Origin of the sequence: Syntrophomonas sp. UBA1041 (assembly GCF_002316705.1) — a bacterium.
In the GTDB taxonomy this organism is placed as follows: domain Bacteria; phylum Bacillota; class Syntrophomonadia; order Syntrophomonadales; family Syntrophomonadaceae; genus DTU019.
The window spans coordinates 15,479-32,488 of record NZ_DCEA01000088.1 but is presented as its reverse complement, the minus strand read 5'-3'; the positions used below and the strand labels follow the sequence as shown (position 1 = coordinate 32,488).

Sequence of the window (17,010 nt, the reverse complement as noted above, 5' to 3'; positions counted from 1 at the left end):
CCTTGCGGCTGCCTTTGCTGCTGCGTACCCCTGGGCTGCGTTTGTTGCCTGGACTGCGGTTGGCCTGAACCTTCTCTTGGCGCTTCTCCCTGGGTTGGGCGCCAGGTTTGGGGAGCACGTTCCGGTTGGGGACTAGGCCGTTTTGAGGGAGGGCGGTCCGCAGCACCGGCAGGACCCCGCGGTGCTGAAGTCTCGCTTTTAGGTTTTGATGGCGCCGCCGTTTCTTGTGGACCTTGACTGCCTTTATCCTTATCTGCCAGTTGTTTCCTGACCCAACTGGCCTGAGAATCCTCCATGGTACTCATGTGGTTCTTCACATCAAGGCCCAATTTCTGAAGGATATCAACCATCTCTTTACTGGATTTACCCAGTTCTTTTGCTATTTCATGCACTCTTACTTTGGCCATTCAACCACCCCCGTCGTATTTGGCTCATCTCCCGCAGCATAGACTTTTAATATTTGCCTGGCTATGCCTTCGTCATTTACTGTCACCGCTACCCGATAAGCCTTGCCCACCGCATTGCCGAGGCGATACTTATCGCCCCCCGCCAACCAGGGGATGTTCTGCTTCTCACACCAGGCTACCAGGGATTCTTTGGTCTTTTCAGATATATCGCTACTCATGATCAATAAATAGGCTCGATTACGAAGCAGACTATTCTTTACTGCCATAGCCCCCGATGAAACCGCTCCCGATCTCATGGCCAGACCCAGCAGGTTATACAATTTGAGCAATACCTCACATCCTTACGAATTCATCCCCGCAATTTTGGCTTCTATCGCAGCCAGAACCTCTGCAGGGATATCATGTTCCAGGGCCTTATGGATGCTTTTGGACTTAACCGCTTTATTAAAGCACTGCAGGTCAGGGCAAATATAAGCCCCGCGGCCGGCCTTTTTTCCGGTGCTGTCCACCACAATCTCACCATCCGGCGACCTGACTATACGAATCAGTTCTTTTTTTATTTTCATTTCCCGGCATCCCACACACATGCGCAGCGGGAGTTTACGCATCCTGGCCATATTCATCGTTCTCCGCATCATCATCAAATTCGGCTTCTTGTTCCTGGTCCTCGCCATATTCTTCGAATTCGTCCTCTTGCTCCAGGTCTGCGCCCAATTCCTCTATTTCGGCCAGATACTGGCTTTCATTCTTGATGTCGACCTTCCAGCCAGTCAGCTTGGCGGCCAAACGGGCGTTCTGGCCCTCCTTGCCGATGGCCAGCGAGAGCTGGTAATCGGGTACGATAACCCGGGCTACCTTCTCTTCCTCATTGGGTATGACATTCAAGACCTTGGACGGGCTCAAGGCATTGGCGATGAAACGCTTTGGATCCTTATCATACCTGATTATATCAATTTTTTCTCCGCCCAGCTCGGACACCACATTCTGCACCCGAAAGCCTCTGGGACCCACACAGGCCCCTACCGGGTCAACCTTCTCGTCATAAGAATGCACCGAGATCTTGGACCTGGAACCTGCCTCCCGCGCAATGGTGCGAATCTCTACGATGCCGTCATAGATTTCCGGCACCTCTAATTCGAACAGTCTTTTTAAGAAAAAAGGATGCGACCTGGATACGAAGATGTTAGGCCCCTTGGGGGTGTCCTTTACCTCGTATATATAGGCTTTGATGCGTTGACCAACCTCATACCTCTCCCCGCCGATTTGATCAGAGGGCAGCATGATGCCTTCGGTTCGGCCCAGATTCACATAAGCGGTTTTGGCTTCGATGCGCTGCACCGTGCCGGTTACGATTTCGCCCTCGCGCTCCCGGAATTCCTGATAGATCAAGCTGCGTTCGGCTTCGCGCAGCTTTTGGATCACCACTTGCTTGGCGGTTTGCGCGGCGATCCGCCCAAAATTGGTTGGTGTGGCCTCTACATAGACCATATCTTCAACCTGGCAGTCGGGATACAACTCCAGGGCTTCATCCAATTGTATTTCCAGACGGGTGTCTTCGACCTTTTCGACCACTTTTTTTTGCGAGTAAACGTGCACATCCCCGTTCATTTCATCGAAATCCACGCTTACGTTTTGGGCCACGCCAAAATTTTTCTTATAGGCGGTATTTAAAGCTGATTTTATTGCTTCTATAAGAGCCAGCTTGGGAATCCCCCGTTCCCGCTCTATCTCATTTAAGGCTTGAATCAACTCATTGGACATGGTGCTTCCTCCTCTAAAAGTCTGGTTTCAACCTGATTATCGAGATCATGTCGCGCGGTATGTCGACCAGGTTATCATCCTGGTTTAACAGGCTGATTTTCTCTTCAGTAAAGCCCTGTAAAACACCGATAATCTTGCGTGGTCCGGAATAAGCCTGCAGGGTCTTGACCTTGATTCGCGCCCCCTTAAAGCGCAGCAGGTCCCGGTCGGTTTTTATGACCCGGTCCAGTCCCGGCGAGGAAACTTCCATATGGTCGTATTCTACCTGGGCTTCGTCGACGAGATCCTTCACTGCGCGGCTGGCTGCGCTGCAGGACTCTAAATCCACACCCTCTTCGCGGTCGATAAATATCCGCAGGATGCGGTCGCCGTCTTCACGCTTATACTCAATTTCCACCAGCTCCAATCCCAATTTGGCCAGGGGTTCTGCCACCAGGCTTTCCAAAAGGGCGGCCTTATTCATGTTCATCCCTTTTCCTCCGCATCTTAAGAGCCTTAGTTTGGCATTATACAATAGAAAAAGTGGGCAAGAACCCACTCATGAAACCAAACTATTACCAGCTCATTAAGAGTATAACACAATTTCTCAATTCTATTCAAGCTGCTTTAGAGTTCTAAATCGCGGCGGCCGGGCTCGCCCCGCCCTCAGGCAAAAAGGTTCAACTGGGCGCTCTCGGGCAGGCCTTCCAGGCAGCCGTATTTTCTCAGCATCTCCAGAGTGGTTTTATTCATATGAGTACGCATCTGCAATTCCTCCACCGACAGGAAGGGGGTTTCCCCGCGAAGCCTGACGATGCTCTGCGCAGCTGCAGCCCCCACGTTAGGCAGGGCCGAAAAGGGCATCAACAATCCATCTCCCTGCACCTGGAACTTGATGGCATGAGACTTATAGATATCCACGGGGTAAAAGCAGAAGCCGCGCGCATACATTTCCAGGGCCACCTCCAGGTAGGGCAGGAGTTTCTTGTCTTTGGCGCTGGCCTTCATGCCTTGTTTCTCAATCTCCTGGATCCGCTTCTGTATAAACTGGTAGCCTCCCAGCATGGTCTCGGCCTCGAAATCCTCGGCCCGAACACTGAAAAAGCTGGCGTAAAAGGCCAGCGGGTAATGCACTTTGTAGAAAGCGATGCGGAAGGCCATGGTCACATAGGCGGCCGCGTGCGCTTTGGGGAACATGTACTTGATCTTACGGCAGGAGTCGACATACCAGGAAGGGGTAAAACAGGACAGCATCTGCTCCTCTTCTTCCCGGTTGACCCCTTTGCCCTTGCGCACCTTTTCCATGATCTTAAAGGCTTTTTGAGGGTCCATCCCCAACTGAATCAGGTAAAGCATGATATCATCACGGGTGCAAATAACATCATTGAGCTGCGCCACCCCGGACTGCACCAGTTCCTGGGCATTGTTCAGCCATACGTCGGTGCCGTGGGAAAGCCCGCATATCCTGATCAATTCAGACATCGTGGACGGCCGGGTAGTCTCCAGAATCTGCCGCACGAAGCGGGTGCCAAACTCGGGAATGCCGAAGGTGCCCACAGTGCTGTTAATAACTTCGGGCTCCAGGCTCAGAGGCTCAAGCCCGGAAAAAATCTGCATGGTGGTCTTGTCGCCCATTCTGACGGTAGCGGCCTTTACTCCGGTCAAGTCCTCGAGTTCCTTGATGACAGTGGGATCATCGTGGCCGAGTATATCCAGTTTCACCAGCTGATCCCCGATGGCGTGGTATTCAAAGTGGGTGGTGATAATGCCCGAATCTTTGTTGTCGGCGGGATGCTGCAAGGGGGTAAACTCCAGTATATCACGATCCTTTGGAACCACAATCAGGCCCCCGGGATGCTGGCCGGTGGTCTTTCGAACCCCGGTGATCCCCTTGACCAGGCGGTTGATCTCCGAGTTTTTGTAGCTGAGATCCCGTTCTTCGCTGTATTTTTTGACAAATCCGAAGGCGGTTTTGGTAGCGATGGTGGAAACCGTACCGGCGCGAAAAACGTTTTCGCTGCCGAAAAGTTCCTCTACATACTGATGGGCCCTGGATTGGTATTCTCCTGAAAAATTGAGGTCAATATCCGGCACCTTGTCACCTTCAAATCCCAGGAAGGTTTCAAAGGGGATGTCAAAACCATCCCTCAATAATTCCCTTCCGCAGCAGGGACAGTTTTTATCAGGCAGGTCGGCCCCGCAGGAGAAACCGGCGGCGACGAATTCCGAATAAGCGCAATCCGGGCATAAATAATGGGGAGCCAAGGGGTTTATCTCTGTGATCCCAGTCAGATAGGCTACCAGAGACGATCCCACCGAACCTCGTGAACCGACCACATAACCATCCTGATTGGATTTCTGTACCAGCTTATGGGCGATCAGATATAAGACGCTGAAACCGTGCTCGGTGATGGAGTACAGTTCTTTCTTGATGCGGCTTTCCACCACCTCGGGAAGCACCTGACCATAGAGTTCCCTGACGCGCTCCCAGGCCAGGGCGGTGATCTCTTCCCCGGCACTTTCAATCTGGGGCGGATAAAAACCGTCCGGTACCGGCTGCACCATTTCCACCATGGCGTTGATCTGGTTGGGGCCTTCAACAACCACCTGCCGGGCCAGTTCGTCGCCCAAATAGGCGAACTCGGCCAGCATCTCCTCGGTGGTGCGCAAATACAGGGGGTGATCGGACTCAGCGTCATCATAACCCTGACCGGCTTGAATGATAGTGCGCAAGATGCCGTCATGCGGCTCCAGAACATGCACATCCCCGGTAGCCACTACCGGTTTGCCCAGTTCCGCGGCCAGAGCGATGATCTGGCGATTGATCTCCTGTAAGGCTTCCCGGTCCGGCAAGGTACCCTGGTTTATCAAGAATTCATTATTACTGAGGGGCTGTATTTCCAGGTAATCGTAAAACTCCGCAACGCTGCGCCGTTCTTCCCGGGATAAGCCCTTCAAAAAGGCCTGATACACCTCTCCGGCCTGACAGGCGCTGCCGATCAACAAGCCCCGGCGATATTTGGAAAGTTCGGCCCGGGGGATGCGGGGCCGGTTTTTATAAAAATGATGCAGATAAGACAAGGTGATCAACTGGTACAGATTCCGCAGACCTTCAGCCGAGCGGGCCAGAATGATGACATGATAGGCGCGTTCTTTGATATCTTTTTCATAGAGGTAGGCCTCAACCCCGTAAATGACCTTGATATGGTGTTTCTGAGCCGCATGGCAGGCGTCCGGGAAGGCCTGCACACAGCCATGGTCGGTGATGGCGATAGCCTGATGGCCCCACTGTGCAGCCCGGGCTACCAATTGTTCCACCTCCGCCAGTCCGTCCAAAGCGCTCATCTTGGTATGGACATGCAGCTCCACCCTTTTTTCGGGGGCCTGATCCTGGCGTTGCGGAGCTTCCATGTTTTCAATGGCAGCGGCGAACAAGACGGCCTCATGGGTAAAAGGGTCATAGCGTATGTCCCCGTTGGCCGTTATCCATTGATCGATCAGTAAATGGTCGTCTGCAGGTTTATCCAGAAATTGTTTTACGATGACACTCCCGGTATAATCAGTGAGATAGTATCCCCCCGCGCTGCGCCCGCCGCGGATGGCTTTGATCTCTTTATGCCATATCTGTCCCTCCACCCTGATGCCCTGCTGGCCTTCCTGCAGGTCGCTCATCCTGATCAGGGCGGCTTTGGCTCTGGATTTCCCTCTAGATGCGTTTTTGCGGGGTTTTGAGGCGGAGACGTCGTAGCTCAAAACCTGGTATTCGGCAGCGGGGATAAGGGTTTGAGAATTCTTAGAGCCGTTCTCTTGGGGGCTCTCCTGCAACCTGACGCGGGAAATCACCTGCAGCCCGTAGTTTTCCTTGAACCACCGCGAAATCCGGCTGCAGGCCTCTATATCCAGCAAGGCCTGGTATTGCTGCCTGTGCCCGGCTATCAGATCCAGGCGCTGGTTCTCCACCTTCCACAACGGGCTGGATTCCTGCTGTTCCAGGAGAAGCCGGATCGAATCCCAGTGATCTCTCACCACCGCTTCCAGGACGGCATCGTCGAGCTGTGTTAAAAGCTCGACCCCCACCTCACAGTCCAGGCTGCTCTGCAGGCAGTTTGCGGTCTCTTCCAATATGCCGGCCGGCAAAGGCTGCGGCACTTCAACCAGCAGCCGCCACAGCTTGCGTGACGAGTACACCTCCACCTTCTGTATAACAGAACCCTGCCAGGCACCAGCCTGGCAGAATTGGAAGTCATTATATAACAGCGCAAAAAAATCTGCGCTCTTCGTCAAAATCTCCATCCCCTATCCCAAAAGATCACCGGCTGGTCGGTGCCAACCTAATTCAAACGATAAATGCTGCGGATATCCTGCATCTCACCCAGCTGTTCCATAACCTGTTCGACCGAGGTGTTGGAAGGGATCTGCAGCAATAACTCGATCTCCAGATCATCGCCTTCCAGGCGATTTAGCTGAATATTTTTAATCAGCACGTTCATTTCACCTAAAACCGATCCAATTACGCCTACCTGCCCGGGCCGGTCCTCCACCACCAGAACCAGGCCTTTATATTCCCTGCGCCCGGTGAAACGTTGTTCGAAGCGGATGAAGTAGATGAGCACGAACAGGATCAAAAGGGTGGTGGCCACTGCAGGAAGATACAGCCCGGCTCCAACCGCAAGGCCGATGCAGGCTACAACCCACAGCCCGGCAGCGGTGGTTAAGCCTTGCACGGTGGAGCCTTCACGCATGATGGTTCCTGCTCCCAAAAAACCGATCCCGCTGACTACCTGGGCGGCAATACGGCCGGGATCGGCATTTACGGTATGGTAGTACTGCAGGTATATGTCGATAGAAACAATCATCGCCAGGGTGGAGCCCACACAGACCAGAGTATAGGTGCGCAGTCCAGCCGGCCGGCTCAGACTTTCGCGCTCCAGGCCGATCAATCCCCCCAGTATTCCAGCCAGGGCTAGTTTAAAGACAACCTCGTAAATGGTCATACTTCCACATCCACTATTTTTATCCTATCAGGACCTGGTCGGCCTGTTTTATTATTTCGGCTACCTCTCTGGCTACCTGGTCGATATCAATAAGCCGGTTTTCACTTTCCCATCTCTTCTTCAATTCCACCTGGTTTTCCTGCAATGATTTGGGGCCAATGGTAATGCGCAGGGGTATGCCGATCAGATCAGCGTCCTTGAATTTAACCCCGGCGCGCTGATCGCGGTCGTCGATCAAGACCTCAACCCCCAGGTTCTTTAGCTGTTCATAAACCCTCCAGGCCGCCTCCCATTGCTCAGCTTTGTTCGCGTTGACCGGCACCACAATAGCCTGGTAGGGGGCTATGGGAAGCGGCCAAATGATGCCGTCCTGGTCGTGGTTTTGCTCCACCGCGGCCGCCATGGTGCGCGATACCCCGATGCCGTAGCACCCCATCACAAAAGGCTTCTGCTGCCCGTCTTTGTCAAGATAAGCGGCGCCCATGGCCAGGGAGTATTTCAATCCCAACTGAAAGATATGCCCCACCTCTATACCCCGCATTTTTAGAAGATGGCCTTCACAGTGGGGGCAGGGGTCTCCAACCTCTGCCGAACGCAGGTCTAAAACGGCTGTGGCTTCAAAATCACGGCCGAATTTCACCTGACTGTAATGATAGTCGTCACGGTTGCAGCCGCAGCTGATTTTAGCCATCAGAGGCACTTCCAGGTCCGCATACAGAGGCACTTTTAACCCCACCGGACCCAGAGAGCCGAATCCGGCTCCGCACTGTTGCCGCACCAGAGCCTCGTCGGCCATCAGCAATTCATTGCATCCTAGGGCGTTTTTAAGCTTGATTTCATTGAGTTCCCGGTCGCCCCGCACCAACGCCGCCACCAACACCTGATCAGCGGTGTAGAAAAGAGTTTTGACCTGCTCCTCCGCAGGGATGCCCATATGTTCAGCCAGGTCGGCGATGGTCCTCAGGCCGGGAGTAGAGATGGTAACCATTTCACCGCATTCCCGACCTCCCGCAGCCTCTCCGGCTGCAGCCGGGCTGCACACGGCTTTTTCCACATTGGCGGCATATTCGCAGCTGTCGCAATAGACGATTTCGGATTCTCCGGTTTCAGCCAGAACCATGAATTCGTGGCTGGCATTGCCCCCGATGGCGCCGCTGTCAGCTTCAACCATGCGATAGGACAGTATGAGGCGCTGGTAAATGCGATTGTAGGCCTCGCGCATTTTCTCATAAGAGACCTGCAGTCCTTCCTGATCCACATCGAAAGAGTACAGGTCTTTCATGATGAATTCGCGGCCGCGCATCAATCCGAAACGGGGCCTTATCTCATCACGATACTTGTTCTGGATCTGATACAACAACAGGGGCAGATCCCGGTAAGAGTGAACATCCGCATCCACCAGGGTGGTGATAATCTCTTCATGGGTGGGCCCCAGACAGTAAGCCCGCTGATGGCGATCCCGCAGGCGGAACATCTCATCTCCATAAACATCCCAGCGGCCGGATTCTTGCCACAATTCAGCGGGCTGAACGATAGGCATCATCACCTCTTGCCCACCGGCCCGATCCATCTCCTGGCGCACGATTTCGGTGATCTTTTTGATAACCCGGTAGCCCAGGGGGAGGTAGGTATACACCCCGGATGTGGTCTTGCGAATAAATCCGGCTCTTAACAGCCATTGATGGCTGATTACATCAGCTTCGCTGGGCACCTCTCTCAGGGTCGGATAAAACAACTGGGAACAGCGCATTATATAACCTCCTCCTTACTCAGGCGATTTGGCAGATTCTTCATTTTGCTCCAAGAGTGCGATGATTTCCGCAAGCAATGCTTCAGTCAATTGACTCTCCGGAATTTTGCGGATGACTTCTCCTTTTTTGAACAACAACCCGACTTCTTTGCCCCCGGCCACCCCTATATCGGCCTCGCGCGCTTCGCCGGGCCCGTTGACCACGCATCCCATCACCGCCACCTTGATGGGCGCCGCTATTTCCCGCAGCCGCTGATCGATTTGCCGGGCGGTTTTTATCAGATCTATCTCACACCTGCCGCAGGTGGGGCAGGAAATCAGTTCGGCCCCGCGTTGACGCAGCCCCAAGGCACGCAAAATTTCGTAGGCCGTCCATACCTCGTTTACCGGATCGGCCGTTAAAGACACCCGCATAGTGTCGCCGATCCCCTCGGCCAGAAGGATGCCCAGGCCCAGGGATGATTTGATCAAACCCCTTTCCATGGTGCCGGCCTCGGTGATACCGATGTGCAGCGGGTAGTCGACCATTTCACTGATCAGCCGGTAAGCCTCGACGGTCAGCTGTACGGAAGAGGCTTTCAGGGATATTTTTAAGTTGTCGAAATTCATGGCCTCCAGTATGTTCACATGGGCCAGGGCGCTCTCCACCAGGGCATGAGCGGTTGTGCCTCCGTATTTTTGAGCTATGATCTTGTCCAAAGAACCGGCGTTAACCCCGATACGAATCGGTATGCCCCTGTCCCGGCAGGCCCTCACCACTTCCTGGACTTTATAGGCTGCCCCAATATTGCCGGGATTTAGACGCAGGCCGTCACATCCCGAGGCGATGCTCAGCAAAGCCAGGCGGTAATCAAAGTGAATGTCGGCTACCAGAGGGATAGTGATGTGTTTCTTAATCTCGGCTATAGCCTGGGCGGCCTCTTGGTCCACCACCGCCACCCTTATGAGTTCACAGCCCGCCTTTTCCAGAGCTTGAATCTGAGCGACAGTCTTGGCGATATCTCTGGTGTCGGTGCTGGTCATGGACTGCACCGACACCGGGTGGCCTCCGCCGATCAGCAGCCCGCCCAGCTTGACGACCCGGGTTCTCCTTCTCATCATACTAACCCTTTATCAATCGCAGTATATCGTTGTAGGTTACGAAAACTATAATCAGCATCAGGAAAAGAAACCCCAGCCAGTGAATGAAACCCTCTTTTTCCGGATCAATGGGTTTGCGCCGCAACAGCTCGGCCAGGGCGAATACCACCCGGGCTCCATCCAGAGCGGGTATGGGCAGAAGGTTTAAGATCCCCAGATTAATGCTCAAAAAAGCGATGAACGATAGCAAGAAGATGGCCCCATACTGCGACGCCTCCCCTACCATCATAGTGATCCCCACCGGTCCGGCCAGATCGCCGGAAGAGGCGGCTCCGGTGATGATGGTCCATAAGCCGCTTAACAAAGCCCCGGTCAGCATAAAGGTCTGTTGAAAGCCATAGGATATGGATTGTAAAATACCTTGTTTTTCATATACAACCTGACCCATAACCCCGATAGCCGGATTCCCGGTGCTGCTGCTCTGACGCGGCGCCATCTCCAGATTCATAGTCTGTTCCTGACGCTGAATGGTGAGGGTGATCTTCTCACCGGGGTGCTTCTGGCTCATCACAGCGGTGATTTGTTCCCAGGAGCCGATGGCCTCCCCGTCAATGGCCAGGACCCGGTCTCCGGGCTGAACGCCTGCGGCCGCAGCCGGTTCGCCGCTTATGACTCTGCCGATTACCGGCTCGTTAGTGGCTGAAGGCAATCCGATAAAAGCATAACTGTATATAAAGATCAAAAGGCCCAGGAAAAGATTCATAAAAGGCCCGGCCACCGCCACCTTGATCTTTTCCAGAGGGGTGCGGTGGCTGTAGCCGTTGGGGTCTTCATTGTCTCCGGGCTCTTCCCCCGCCATGCGTACGAACCCCCCCAGGGGGATGAGCCGTAAAGAATACTCCACCCCGTTTTTGGTGAATGAGATCACTTTGTAGCCAAAACCCAGAGCGAACTCATAAACCGGGATGCCGACCGCACGCGCGGTGAGAAAATGTCCTAATTCATGAACAAAAATAAGAACACCCAGTACTATCACAGTGAGGATAATTGACATCGTATGCCTCCTTTACGGACTCTAATCTATAATTATCATTATACCCGTTTTGCAGCCAGCTGCTGTATTATCATTTCAGACTCTTTTCTGGCCCATCGGTCTGCAGCCAGAATAGTCTCTAAATCCGAAGCCGCTTTCTGATGTTGTTTTTCCATCACCGCAGTGACCACATCCACGATACCCATAAAACTCAATTGCTGGGCGAGAAAAGCCGAGACCGCCACCTCATTGGCAGCGTTCATAACCGCCGGCATGGTACCCCCGGCCTTGCCGGCCTGATAAGCTAAGTCCAGAGCCGGGAAGCTCGCCCGGTCAGGCTTTTCAAAGTGCAGCGCTCCCAAAGCGGTGAGATCCAGGCCTACTGCCGGGCTCTCCATACGCTCCGGATAAGTCAGCGCATACTGTATGGGGATGCGCATATCATGCGGCCCTAAATGGCCCAGGAAGGAACCGTCGGTAAATTCCACCAGGGAGTGTACCACGCTCTCCCGATGTACCACCACCTCAATGGAATCGTAATCCACCTTGAAGAGATGGTGAGCTTCGATCACTTCCAGTCCTTTATTCATCAAGGTGGCCGAGTCGACCGTAATCTTGGGCCCCATCATCCAGGTGGGGTGCTTGAGGGTCATGGCTACGGTTACATTCCGCATCTGCTGCGGTGAATAACCACGAAACGGCCCGCCGGAGGCGGTTAACCAGATCTTATGCAAATGGGCTTCTTCCCCGGCCAGGCATTGAAAAATCGCGGAATGCTCACTGTCCACCGGCAAAATCATGACTCCCTCCCGGGCCGCCCGGTGCATTACCAGATCCCCGGCTGCAACCAGGGTTTCTTTATTGGCCAGGGCCACCCGTTTGCCGGCTGCAATCGCGGTCAGGGTTGGTTCTATGCCTATAGCCCCGCTTACTGCCACCAGGACAATATCGGCTTCAGGCCAGGCAGCCAGTTCACACATGGCCTCCATACCCAGGGATAGCCCTGTTCCTGCAGGCAAGCCCGCTTTTAAGGCCATATATGCCCTCTGGTCGGTTACGTTCACCATCCGGGGCTGAAATTTTGCTATCTGTTCTTGCAGCAAGGCTGCTTCGTTATATGCCGCTATGCCCAGCAGGCTGAAACGATCCCGGTATTTATCGATCACATCCAGGGCCTGGCGGCCGATCGATCCAGTTGATCCCAATACCACCACTCCGGTTTTGCCGTCAGACCTCATTTTTTTTCCTCCAATCAAAACGCTCCAGCATGCCGGCCCGGTGGCTGGCGATCAGTATGACCAGCAGCACCGGGCCCAGGATGAGTCCGGTGGTTCCGGCCAGCTGCAAGCCGACATATAAAGAGATCAAAGTGGCCAGGGGGTGAAGGCCTATATTGTCTCCTACTATTTTAGGCTCTAAAACCTGGCGCACCCCTGAAATCACCAAATAAATCACCAGAAGGCTTACCCCCAGACCGGTCTGGCCAACCAAGATATTGTATAAAGCCCAGGGCAGAAATACCACCCCGGGGCCTAACACCGGCATGATATCCAAAAGCCCTACCAGGAGCCCGATGGTGAGGATATATTTAATTCCCAGCAGCTTCAGGGAGACCATGGTGATGATGGCTGTGATGGTGATGAGAATGCTATAGGCCTTGGCGAAGCCGGTCAAAGCCTGAAATAGCTGGGTGACCACATTATTGGTCTGAGAGCGGAAGCTCCCTGGCAGGCTGCTCAGGATGAAGGTTCTGATCACGGAACGGTCATTGATAATAAAATAAGTGGCTACGGTGGTGATTATCATGAAAACCAGGAGTCCGGGCAGTATCAACAATAACTGGGTCAGGCCGTCAATGGTGCTGTTCATTAAGCCGGAAAGCACATCCACGCCTTTCTGCAGATTGTTTTCGATAGCCGCCTGGGCGGCAGGGGGCAGATTGAGCTGTACATAAAACCATTGAAAATTGCTGACGGCGTCGATGATCTGCGCCGCCACCTGATCCGAATAATTCGCCAGCAGCGGGAATAGACGGGTTATCTCGCTGATCACCACCGAGACCACCAGCGAAACCAGGTAAATAAAGGCCCCTACCACCAGGAGGAGGCTGGCTGATGTGGCCAGGGCGCGGTTAAACTTCAGTTTTACCTCAAAAAACACCACCAGGGGCTCAATCAATACCGCCAGCAAAACTGCGATGATAAAAGGCAGGAACACCTCGGGAAGCCGGGCCAAAACAGCAATCAGGGCAGGGGCCACAACCGACATGAACAGATAGATTATCACCAGAACCAGAACAGCAATTCCCAGTTTGATAAAAGTTTTGGTGTATTTGAGCAATTCCGGATCCATCTGGCACCCTCCTTTTTATATATGGTTGGGCTGGTGCTACATCAGGAAATGAAAGCCGTAGTATACCAGCGGCAGTACCAAGATAAAGCTGTCAAAGCGGTCTAACATGCCGCCATGCCCCGGGATGATAAAACCGCTGTCCTTAACACCGAAATAACGTTTTATTGCCGACATAAATAAATCACCCAGCTGGGCTGCCAGGCTGGCCAGCAGTGCTAATATTATAAGATATGCGCTCTTTACCGGAGCTAGCGCAGTAAAATGAGCATATGTCAGCGCAATAAAGAGGCAGAATAACACGCTGCCCAGAGCGCCTTCCCAGGTTTTTTTGGGGCTCAATTGAGGCGCCAGCTTGCGCTTCCCCCATAACATGCCCACCGCATAGCCCCCCACATCGCTGGCCCAGGTCAACAGGAGAGCCAACAGCATGATCAAAAAAGGATCGGCCAGGTTTAACACGCGCAGGGAATACTGCAGGGTTAAACCCAGGTAAAACGGCCCGAACAAGTTTAAGGAAAGCTCTGCGATAGTAATGCGGGGATAGGACCATACCCCGAAAGCCGCCATCGCCAGGCCGACTGCCGTAAGACCTGCCCAGATCAACTCTTCAGACAGGAGCGGAGCAGCCCACAAGAGGAGCAAAAGGCCATAACCCGGCAGCCACAGTACCGGAATGTTTTTGTGCTTCATCATGTCTAGATATTCGTAAAGCGATACTACCGCCATAACGAAAAACAGGCCTTTCCAAAACATTCCGCCCTGATAGAGGCAGAACAGGATGATGGTGACGCCGGTCAGGGCGGTGATTACCCTGGTTTTAAACATGTTTTTCACCTTTATCCTGTCGGCTCAGTCCGCCGAAACGGCGATCCCGGTTCTTAAAATCAGCGATGGCCTGCAAGAGATCCTGTTGGCTGAAATCGGGCCACAGCCGTTGGGTTACCCATATTTCGGTATAGGCGATCTGCCAGAGCAAAAAGTTGCTGATGCGCATCTCTCCGGCGGTGCGGATCAGCAGGTCCGGGTCAGGCAGATCGGCAGTGGACAGCAATGACGAAAAAAAACCCTCATCGATGGCATCGGCCGACATCTTTCCACCAGCCACCAAAGCGGCGGCTTTCTTCACTGCAGCCAGGATTTCATGTCTGGCTCCATAATTGAGGGCGATGCTGAAGGTTAACCCGTCATTATTCCTGGTTTTTTTCAAGGCCTCTTCCAATTCCAGCCGACACCTCGGTGGCAATAAACGGTAATCCCCCAGTATATTGATTTTTACATTGTTTTCATGGAGTTCTTGCAGTTCCTTAAACAGGTATTCCACCAGGAGGTTCATCAGGTAATCCACTTCTTCAGTGGGGCGCCGCCAATTTTCTGTGGAAAAAGCAAAAACCGTCAGATAGGGGATATTGAGCTCGCCCATCGACTTAACCAGTCGCTTTAAAGCGCTCATACCTGCTCTGTGCCCCATGGTCCGGGGCATTAACCGCTTTTTGGCCCAGCGCCCGTTGCCATCCATTATCACCGCAATATGGCGTGGCAGATCCTCGCTCCCAGCACCCACTTTATCCCTTCTCTCCGAAACGATAATACCCCCATGAGGGGGTATAGTAGTTTACTCAATATTATAACCGCACTAGACTGGAAATAAAACCCGCAACTATACCTCCATGATTTCCTTTTCCTTGGTCTGCAGAATGGCGTCTACGTTCTTGACATACCGGTCGGTCAGTTTTTGCACTTCGTCGGCGCCCTTTTTGCTCTCATCTTCGGAGACGAGTTTGTCTTTCTCGCTGGATTTGAGCATGTCATTGGCTTCACGGCGAATATTGCGCACCGCAACCCGGGCCTCCTCAGCCCTCTTCTTGACCACCTTGACCAGCTCTTTGCGCCGTTCTTCGGTGAGCTGTGGTATGGCTATGCGGATCACATTGCCATCATTGCTGGGGGTTATCCCCAGATCAGATTTCATGATAGATTTTTCTATATCGGCTATTATGGACTTATCCCAGGGCTGAATCACCAATAGCCGGGCTTCCGGCACGGTTATATTAGCCAGCTGGTTTATGGGTGTGCCGACCCCATAGTAATCCACACTGAGCTTTTCCACCATGGCAGGATTGGCACGCCCTGCCCTCAATGAAGCCAGATCTTTGGTGAGATGCTCCATACTCTTTTTCATGCGGTCTTCAGCATCGTTAATGATATCTCTGATCATCGGTTTACCTCCCTACATAAGTGCCAATCTTCTCCCCTATGACCGCCTTTAAGATATTGCCTTGCTGATTCAAATCAAAGACAATAATGGGGATGTTGTTATCCATACACAGTGAGGCGGCCGTGGAATCCATCACCCCAAGGCCCATATTGATAACATCGATATAATCCAGTGCGGTGAATTTCTTGGCCTCGGGGTTTACCACCGGATCGCTGTCATAAATCCCATCAACCTTTTTAGCCATCAGAATTACTTCGGCTTCGATCTCCGCAGAGCGCAATGCTGCGGCAGTGTCGGTAGAGAAGTAGGGGTTGCCGGTCCCGGCGGCAAAGATCACCACCCGGCCTTTTTCCAGATGGCGGATGGCCCGCCGCCTGATATAAGGTTCGGCGACCTCCCTCATCTCTATGGCTGACATCACTCTGGTGGGGTAGTCCTTCGATTCCAGGGCGTCCTGCAGGGCCAGGGCATTGATGACAGTTGCCAGCATACCCATGAAATCAGCGGTAGCACGATCCATGCCTTTGGCACTGCCGGCCACCCCACGCCAGATATTGCCCCCGCCAACCACTATTGCTACTTCTACCCCCAATTGAGCCACCTCAATAACCTGGGCGGCGATGGTGGATAGGGTTTCTGGATTAATGCCGTAACTATCATTCCCAGACAGGGCTTCTCCGCTGAGTTTGAGAATGATGCGTTTGTATTTGGGGCTCCGCAAACTGTCAACCTCCCCGCTCTGTCCCATTATTTGGATTGAATCTGGGCCATAACCTCTGAGGCAAAATCAGCCTTTTCTTTTTCAATGCCTTCGCCCACCTCATAGCGTGCGAAACGGCGCACATTGACATTTTCGCCGATGCGGGCGATCGTTTCATGGATGAGCTGTTCCACGGTCTTGTCAGGATCTTTAATAAAGGGCTGCTCCATGAGGCAGTTTTCCTTATAGTACTTTTCGATGCGTCCGTCGATCATTTTCTCGATGATTTTCTCCGGCTTGCCTTCTTCCAGGGCCTGGGCTCTCAATACCTGGCGCTCCCGCTCCATTTCTACGGCCGGGACCTCTTCGCGCCTGACATAAGTGGGATTGGAGGCGGCTATCTGCATGGCGATGTCATAAGCCAGCTGTTTGTATTCCGGGGTTTTGGCCACAAAATCGGTTTCACAGTTGACTTCCACCAGAACCCCAATGCGTCCGCCGCCATGAATATATGAAACCACCAAACCTTCGCTGGCTATCCGGCCGGCTTTCTTGGCGGCCTTGGCCAGCCCCTTGGCCCGCAGTTCATCGATGGCCTTCTCAACATCCCCTTCACACGATACCAGGGCGTTTTTGCAGTCCATCATGCCCGCGCCGGTTCTTTCACGCAATTCCTTTACCATTGCTGCTGAAACTTCCATTATCCAATTCCTCCTATTTCCGGTGTATCCTTAAACAG

General features: G+C 53.2%; 17 protein-coding genes. All 17 read right to left on the bottom strand.

Annotated features, from left to right (window positions below; translation table 11 throughout):
* The coding region (locus tag B2633_RS13005) for a translation initiation factor IF-2 N-terminal domain-containing protein (protein WP_483171135.1) at nucleotides 1–407 on the bottom strand (407 nt) is incomplete at its 3' end.
* Nucleotides 395–736, bottom strand: coding sequence for a L7Ae/L30e/S12e/Gadd45 family ribosomal protein (locus tag B2633_RS13000; RefSeq protein ID WP_481040015.1), 342 nt, complete (start codon nucleotides 734–736; stop codon nucleotides 395–397). The genes B2633_RS13005 and B2633_RS13000, both read right to left, overlap by 13 nt.
* A gap of 12 nt (nucleotides 737–748) precedes the next feature.
* Nucleotides 749–1,030 carry an RNase P modulator RnpM gene (gene rnpM / locus B2633_RS12995; RefSeq protein ID WP_483171133.1) on the bottom strand — a complete coding sequence of 94 codons (282 nt, stop codon included), beginning with the start codon at nucleotides 1,028–1,030 and terminating at the stop codon, nucleotides 749–751.
* A complete protein-coding gene (nusA, locus tag B2633_RS12990) occupies nucleotides 1,008–2,168 on the bottom strand; it encodes a transcription termination factor NusA (RefSeq protein ID WP_483171131.1) in 1,161 nt (386 codons plus the stop codon). Before nusA ends, rnpM begins: the two co-directional genes overlap by 23 nt.
* Nucleotides 2,169–2,181: 13 nt before the next feature.
* Nucleotides 2,182–2,637: a ribosome maturation factor RimP gene (locus tag B2633_RS12985; RefSeq protein ID WP_483171130.1), complete on the bottom strand. Its 456-nt coding sequence runs from the start codon at nucleotides 2,635–2,637 to the stop codon at nucleotides 2,182–2,184.
* 176 nt (nucleotides 2,638–2,813) lie between these two features.
* On the bottom strand, nucleotides 2,814–6,431 hold the full coding sequence (locus B2633_RS12980) for a PolC-type DNA polymerase III (RefSeq protein ID WP_483171129.1): 3,618 nt from the start codon (nucleotides 6,429–6,431) through the stop codon (nucleotides 2,814–2,816).
* 47 nt (nucleotides 6,432–6,478) lie between these two features.
* Nucleotides 6,479–7,141 (bottom strand): MgtC/SapB family protein, encoded by a 663-nt coding sequence (locus tag B2633_RS12975; protein ID WP_481040025.1) that lies wholly within the window; start codon nucleotides 7,139–7,141, stop codon nucleotides 6,479–6,481.
* A gap of 19 nt (nucleotides 7,142–7,160) precedes the next feature.
* A complete protein-coding gene (locus B2633_RS12970; protein WP_483171128.1) occupies nucleotides 7,161–8,891 on the bottom strand; it encodes a proline--tRNA ligase in 1,731 nt (576 codons plus the stop codon).
* A 15-nt stretch (nucleotides 8,892–8,906) separates the two neighbouring features.
* Nucleotides 8,907–9,992 (bottom strand): flavodoxin-dependent (E)-4-hydroxy-3-methylbut-2-enyl-diphosphate synthase, encoded by a 1,086-nt coding sequence (ispG, locus tag B2633_RS12965; protein ID WP_483171127.1) that lies wholly within the window; start codon nucleotides 9,990–9,992, stop codon nucleotides 8,907–8,909.
* 1 nt (nucleotide 9,993) lies between these two features.
* Nucleotides 9,994–11,025, bottom strand: coding sequence for an RIP metalloprotease RseP (gene rseP, locus B2633_RS12960; protein WP_483171126.1), 1,032 nt, complete (start codon nucleotides 11,023–11,025; stop codon nucleotides 9,994–9,996).
* A 38-nt stretch (nucleotides 11,026–11,063) separates the two neighbouring features.
* Nucleotides 11,064–12,242, bottom strand: coding sequence for a 1-deoxy-D-xylulose-5-phosphate reductoisomerase (locus tag B2633_RS12955; protein ID WP_483171125.1), 1,179 nt, complete (start codon nucleotides 12,240–12,242; stop codon nucleotides 11,064–11,066).
* Complete coding sequence (gene ytvI / locus B2633_RS12950) at nucleotides 12,232–13,356, bottom strand: sporulation integral membrane protein YtvI (protein ID WP_483171124.1); 1,125 nt, start codon at nucleotides 13,354–13,356, stop codon at nucleotides 12,232–12,234. Before ytvI ends, B2633_RS12955 begins: the two co-directional genes overlap by 11 nt.
* Before the next feature lie 36 nt (nucleotides 13,357–13,392).
* Complete coding sequence (locus B2633_RS12945; protein WP_483171123.1) at nucleotides 13,393–14,181, bottom strand: phosphatidate cytidylyltransferase; 789 nt, start codon at nucleotides 14,179–14,181, stop codon at nucleotides 13,393–13,395.
* On the bottom strand, nucleotides 14,174–14,917 hold the full coding sequence (locus B2633_RS12940; protein ID WP_481040037.1) for an isoprenyl transferase: 744 nt from the start codon (nucleotides 14,915–14,917) through the stop codon (nucleotides 14,174–14,176). The genes B2633_RS12945 and B2633_RS12940 overlap by 8 nt, the downstream gene beginning before the upstream one ends.
* Before the next feature lie 96 nt (nucleotides 14,918–15,013).
* A complete protein-coding gene (gene frr / locus B2633_RS12935; protein ID WP_481040038.1) occupies nucleotides 15,014–15,571 on the bottom strand; it encodes a ribosome recycling factor in 558 nt (185 codons plus the stop codon).
* 4 nt (nucleotides 15,572–15,575) lie between these two features.
* A complete protein-coding gene (gene pyrH / locus B2633_RS12930; protein ID WP_483171122.1) occupies nucleotides 15,576–16,319 on the bottom strand; it encodes a UMP kinase in 744 nt (247 codons plus the stop codon).
* Nucleotides 16,319–16,972: a translation elongation factor Ts gene (gene tsf / locus B2633_RS12925; RefSeq protein ID WP_483171119.1), complete on the bottom strand. Its 654-nt coding sequence runs from the start codon at nucleotides 16,970–16,972 to the stop codon at nucleotides 16,319–16,321. The genes pyrH and tsf overlap by 1 nt, the downstream gene beginning before the upstream one ends.
* Nucleotides 16,973–17,010: the final 38 nt, after the last annotated feature.

What these genes read in the sequence shown, in the direction of transcription:
- B2633_RS12955 (WP_483171125.1), bottom strand. Translation starts at nt 12,242, where the DNA reads ATGAGGTCTGACGGCAAAACCGGAGTGGTGGTATTGGGATCAACTGGA.
- tsf (WP_483171119.1), bottom strand. Translation starts at nt 16,972, where the DNA reads ATGGAAGTTTCAGCAGCAATGGTAAAGGAATTGCGTGAAAGAACCGGC.
- B2633_RS12970 (WP_483171128.1), bottom strand. Translation starts at nt 8,891, where the DNA reads ATGCGCTGTTCCCAGTTGTTTTATCCGACCCTGAGAGAGGTGCCCAGC.
- B2633_RS12985 (WP_483171130.1), bottom strand. Translation starts at nt 2,637, where the DNA reads ATGAACATGAATAAGGCCGCCCTTTTGGAAAGCCTGGTGGCAGAACCC.
- frr (WP_481040038.1), bottom strand. Translation starts at nt 15,571, where the DNA reads ATGATCAGAGATATCATTAACGATGCTGAAGACCGCATGAAAAAGAGT.
- ispG (WP_483171127.1), bottom strand. Translation starts at nt 9,992, where the DNA reads ATGATGAGAAGGAGAACCCGGGTCGTCAAGCTGGGCGGGCTGCTGATC.
- rnpM (WP_483171133.1), bottom strand. Translation starts at nt 1,030, where the DNA reads ATGAATATGGCCAGGATGCGTAAACTCCCGCTGCGCATGTGTGTGGGA.
- rseP (WP_483171126.1), bottom strand. Translation starts at nt 11,025, where the DNA reads ATGTCAATTATCCTCACTGTGATAGTACTGGGTGTTCTTATTTTTGTT.
- pyrH (WP_483171122.1), bottom strand. Translation starts at nt 16,319, where the DNA reads ATGGGACAGAGCGGGGAGGTTGACAGTTTGCGGAGCCCCAAATACAAA.
- B2633_RS12945 (WP_483171123.1), bottom strand. Translation starts at nt 14,181, where the DNA reads ATGTTTAAAACCAGGGTAATCACCGCCCTGACCGGCGTCACCATCATC.
- nusA (WP_483171131.1), bottom strand. Translation starts at nt 2,168, where the DNA reads ATGTCCAATGAGTTGATTCAAGCCTTAAATGAGATAGAGCGGGAACGG.
- ytvI (WP_483171124.1), bottom strand. Translation starts at nt 13,356, where the DNA reads ATGGATCCGGAATTGCTCAAATACACCAAAACTTTTATCAAACTGGGA.
- B2633_RS12975 (WP_481040025.1), bottom strand. Translation starts at nt 7,141, where the DNA reads ATGACCATTTACGAGGTTGTCTTTAAACTAGCCCTGGCTGGAATACTG.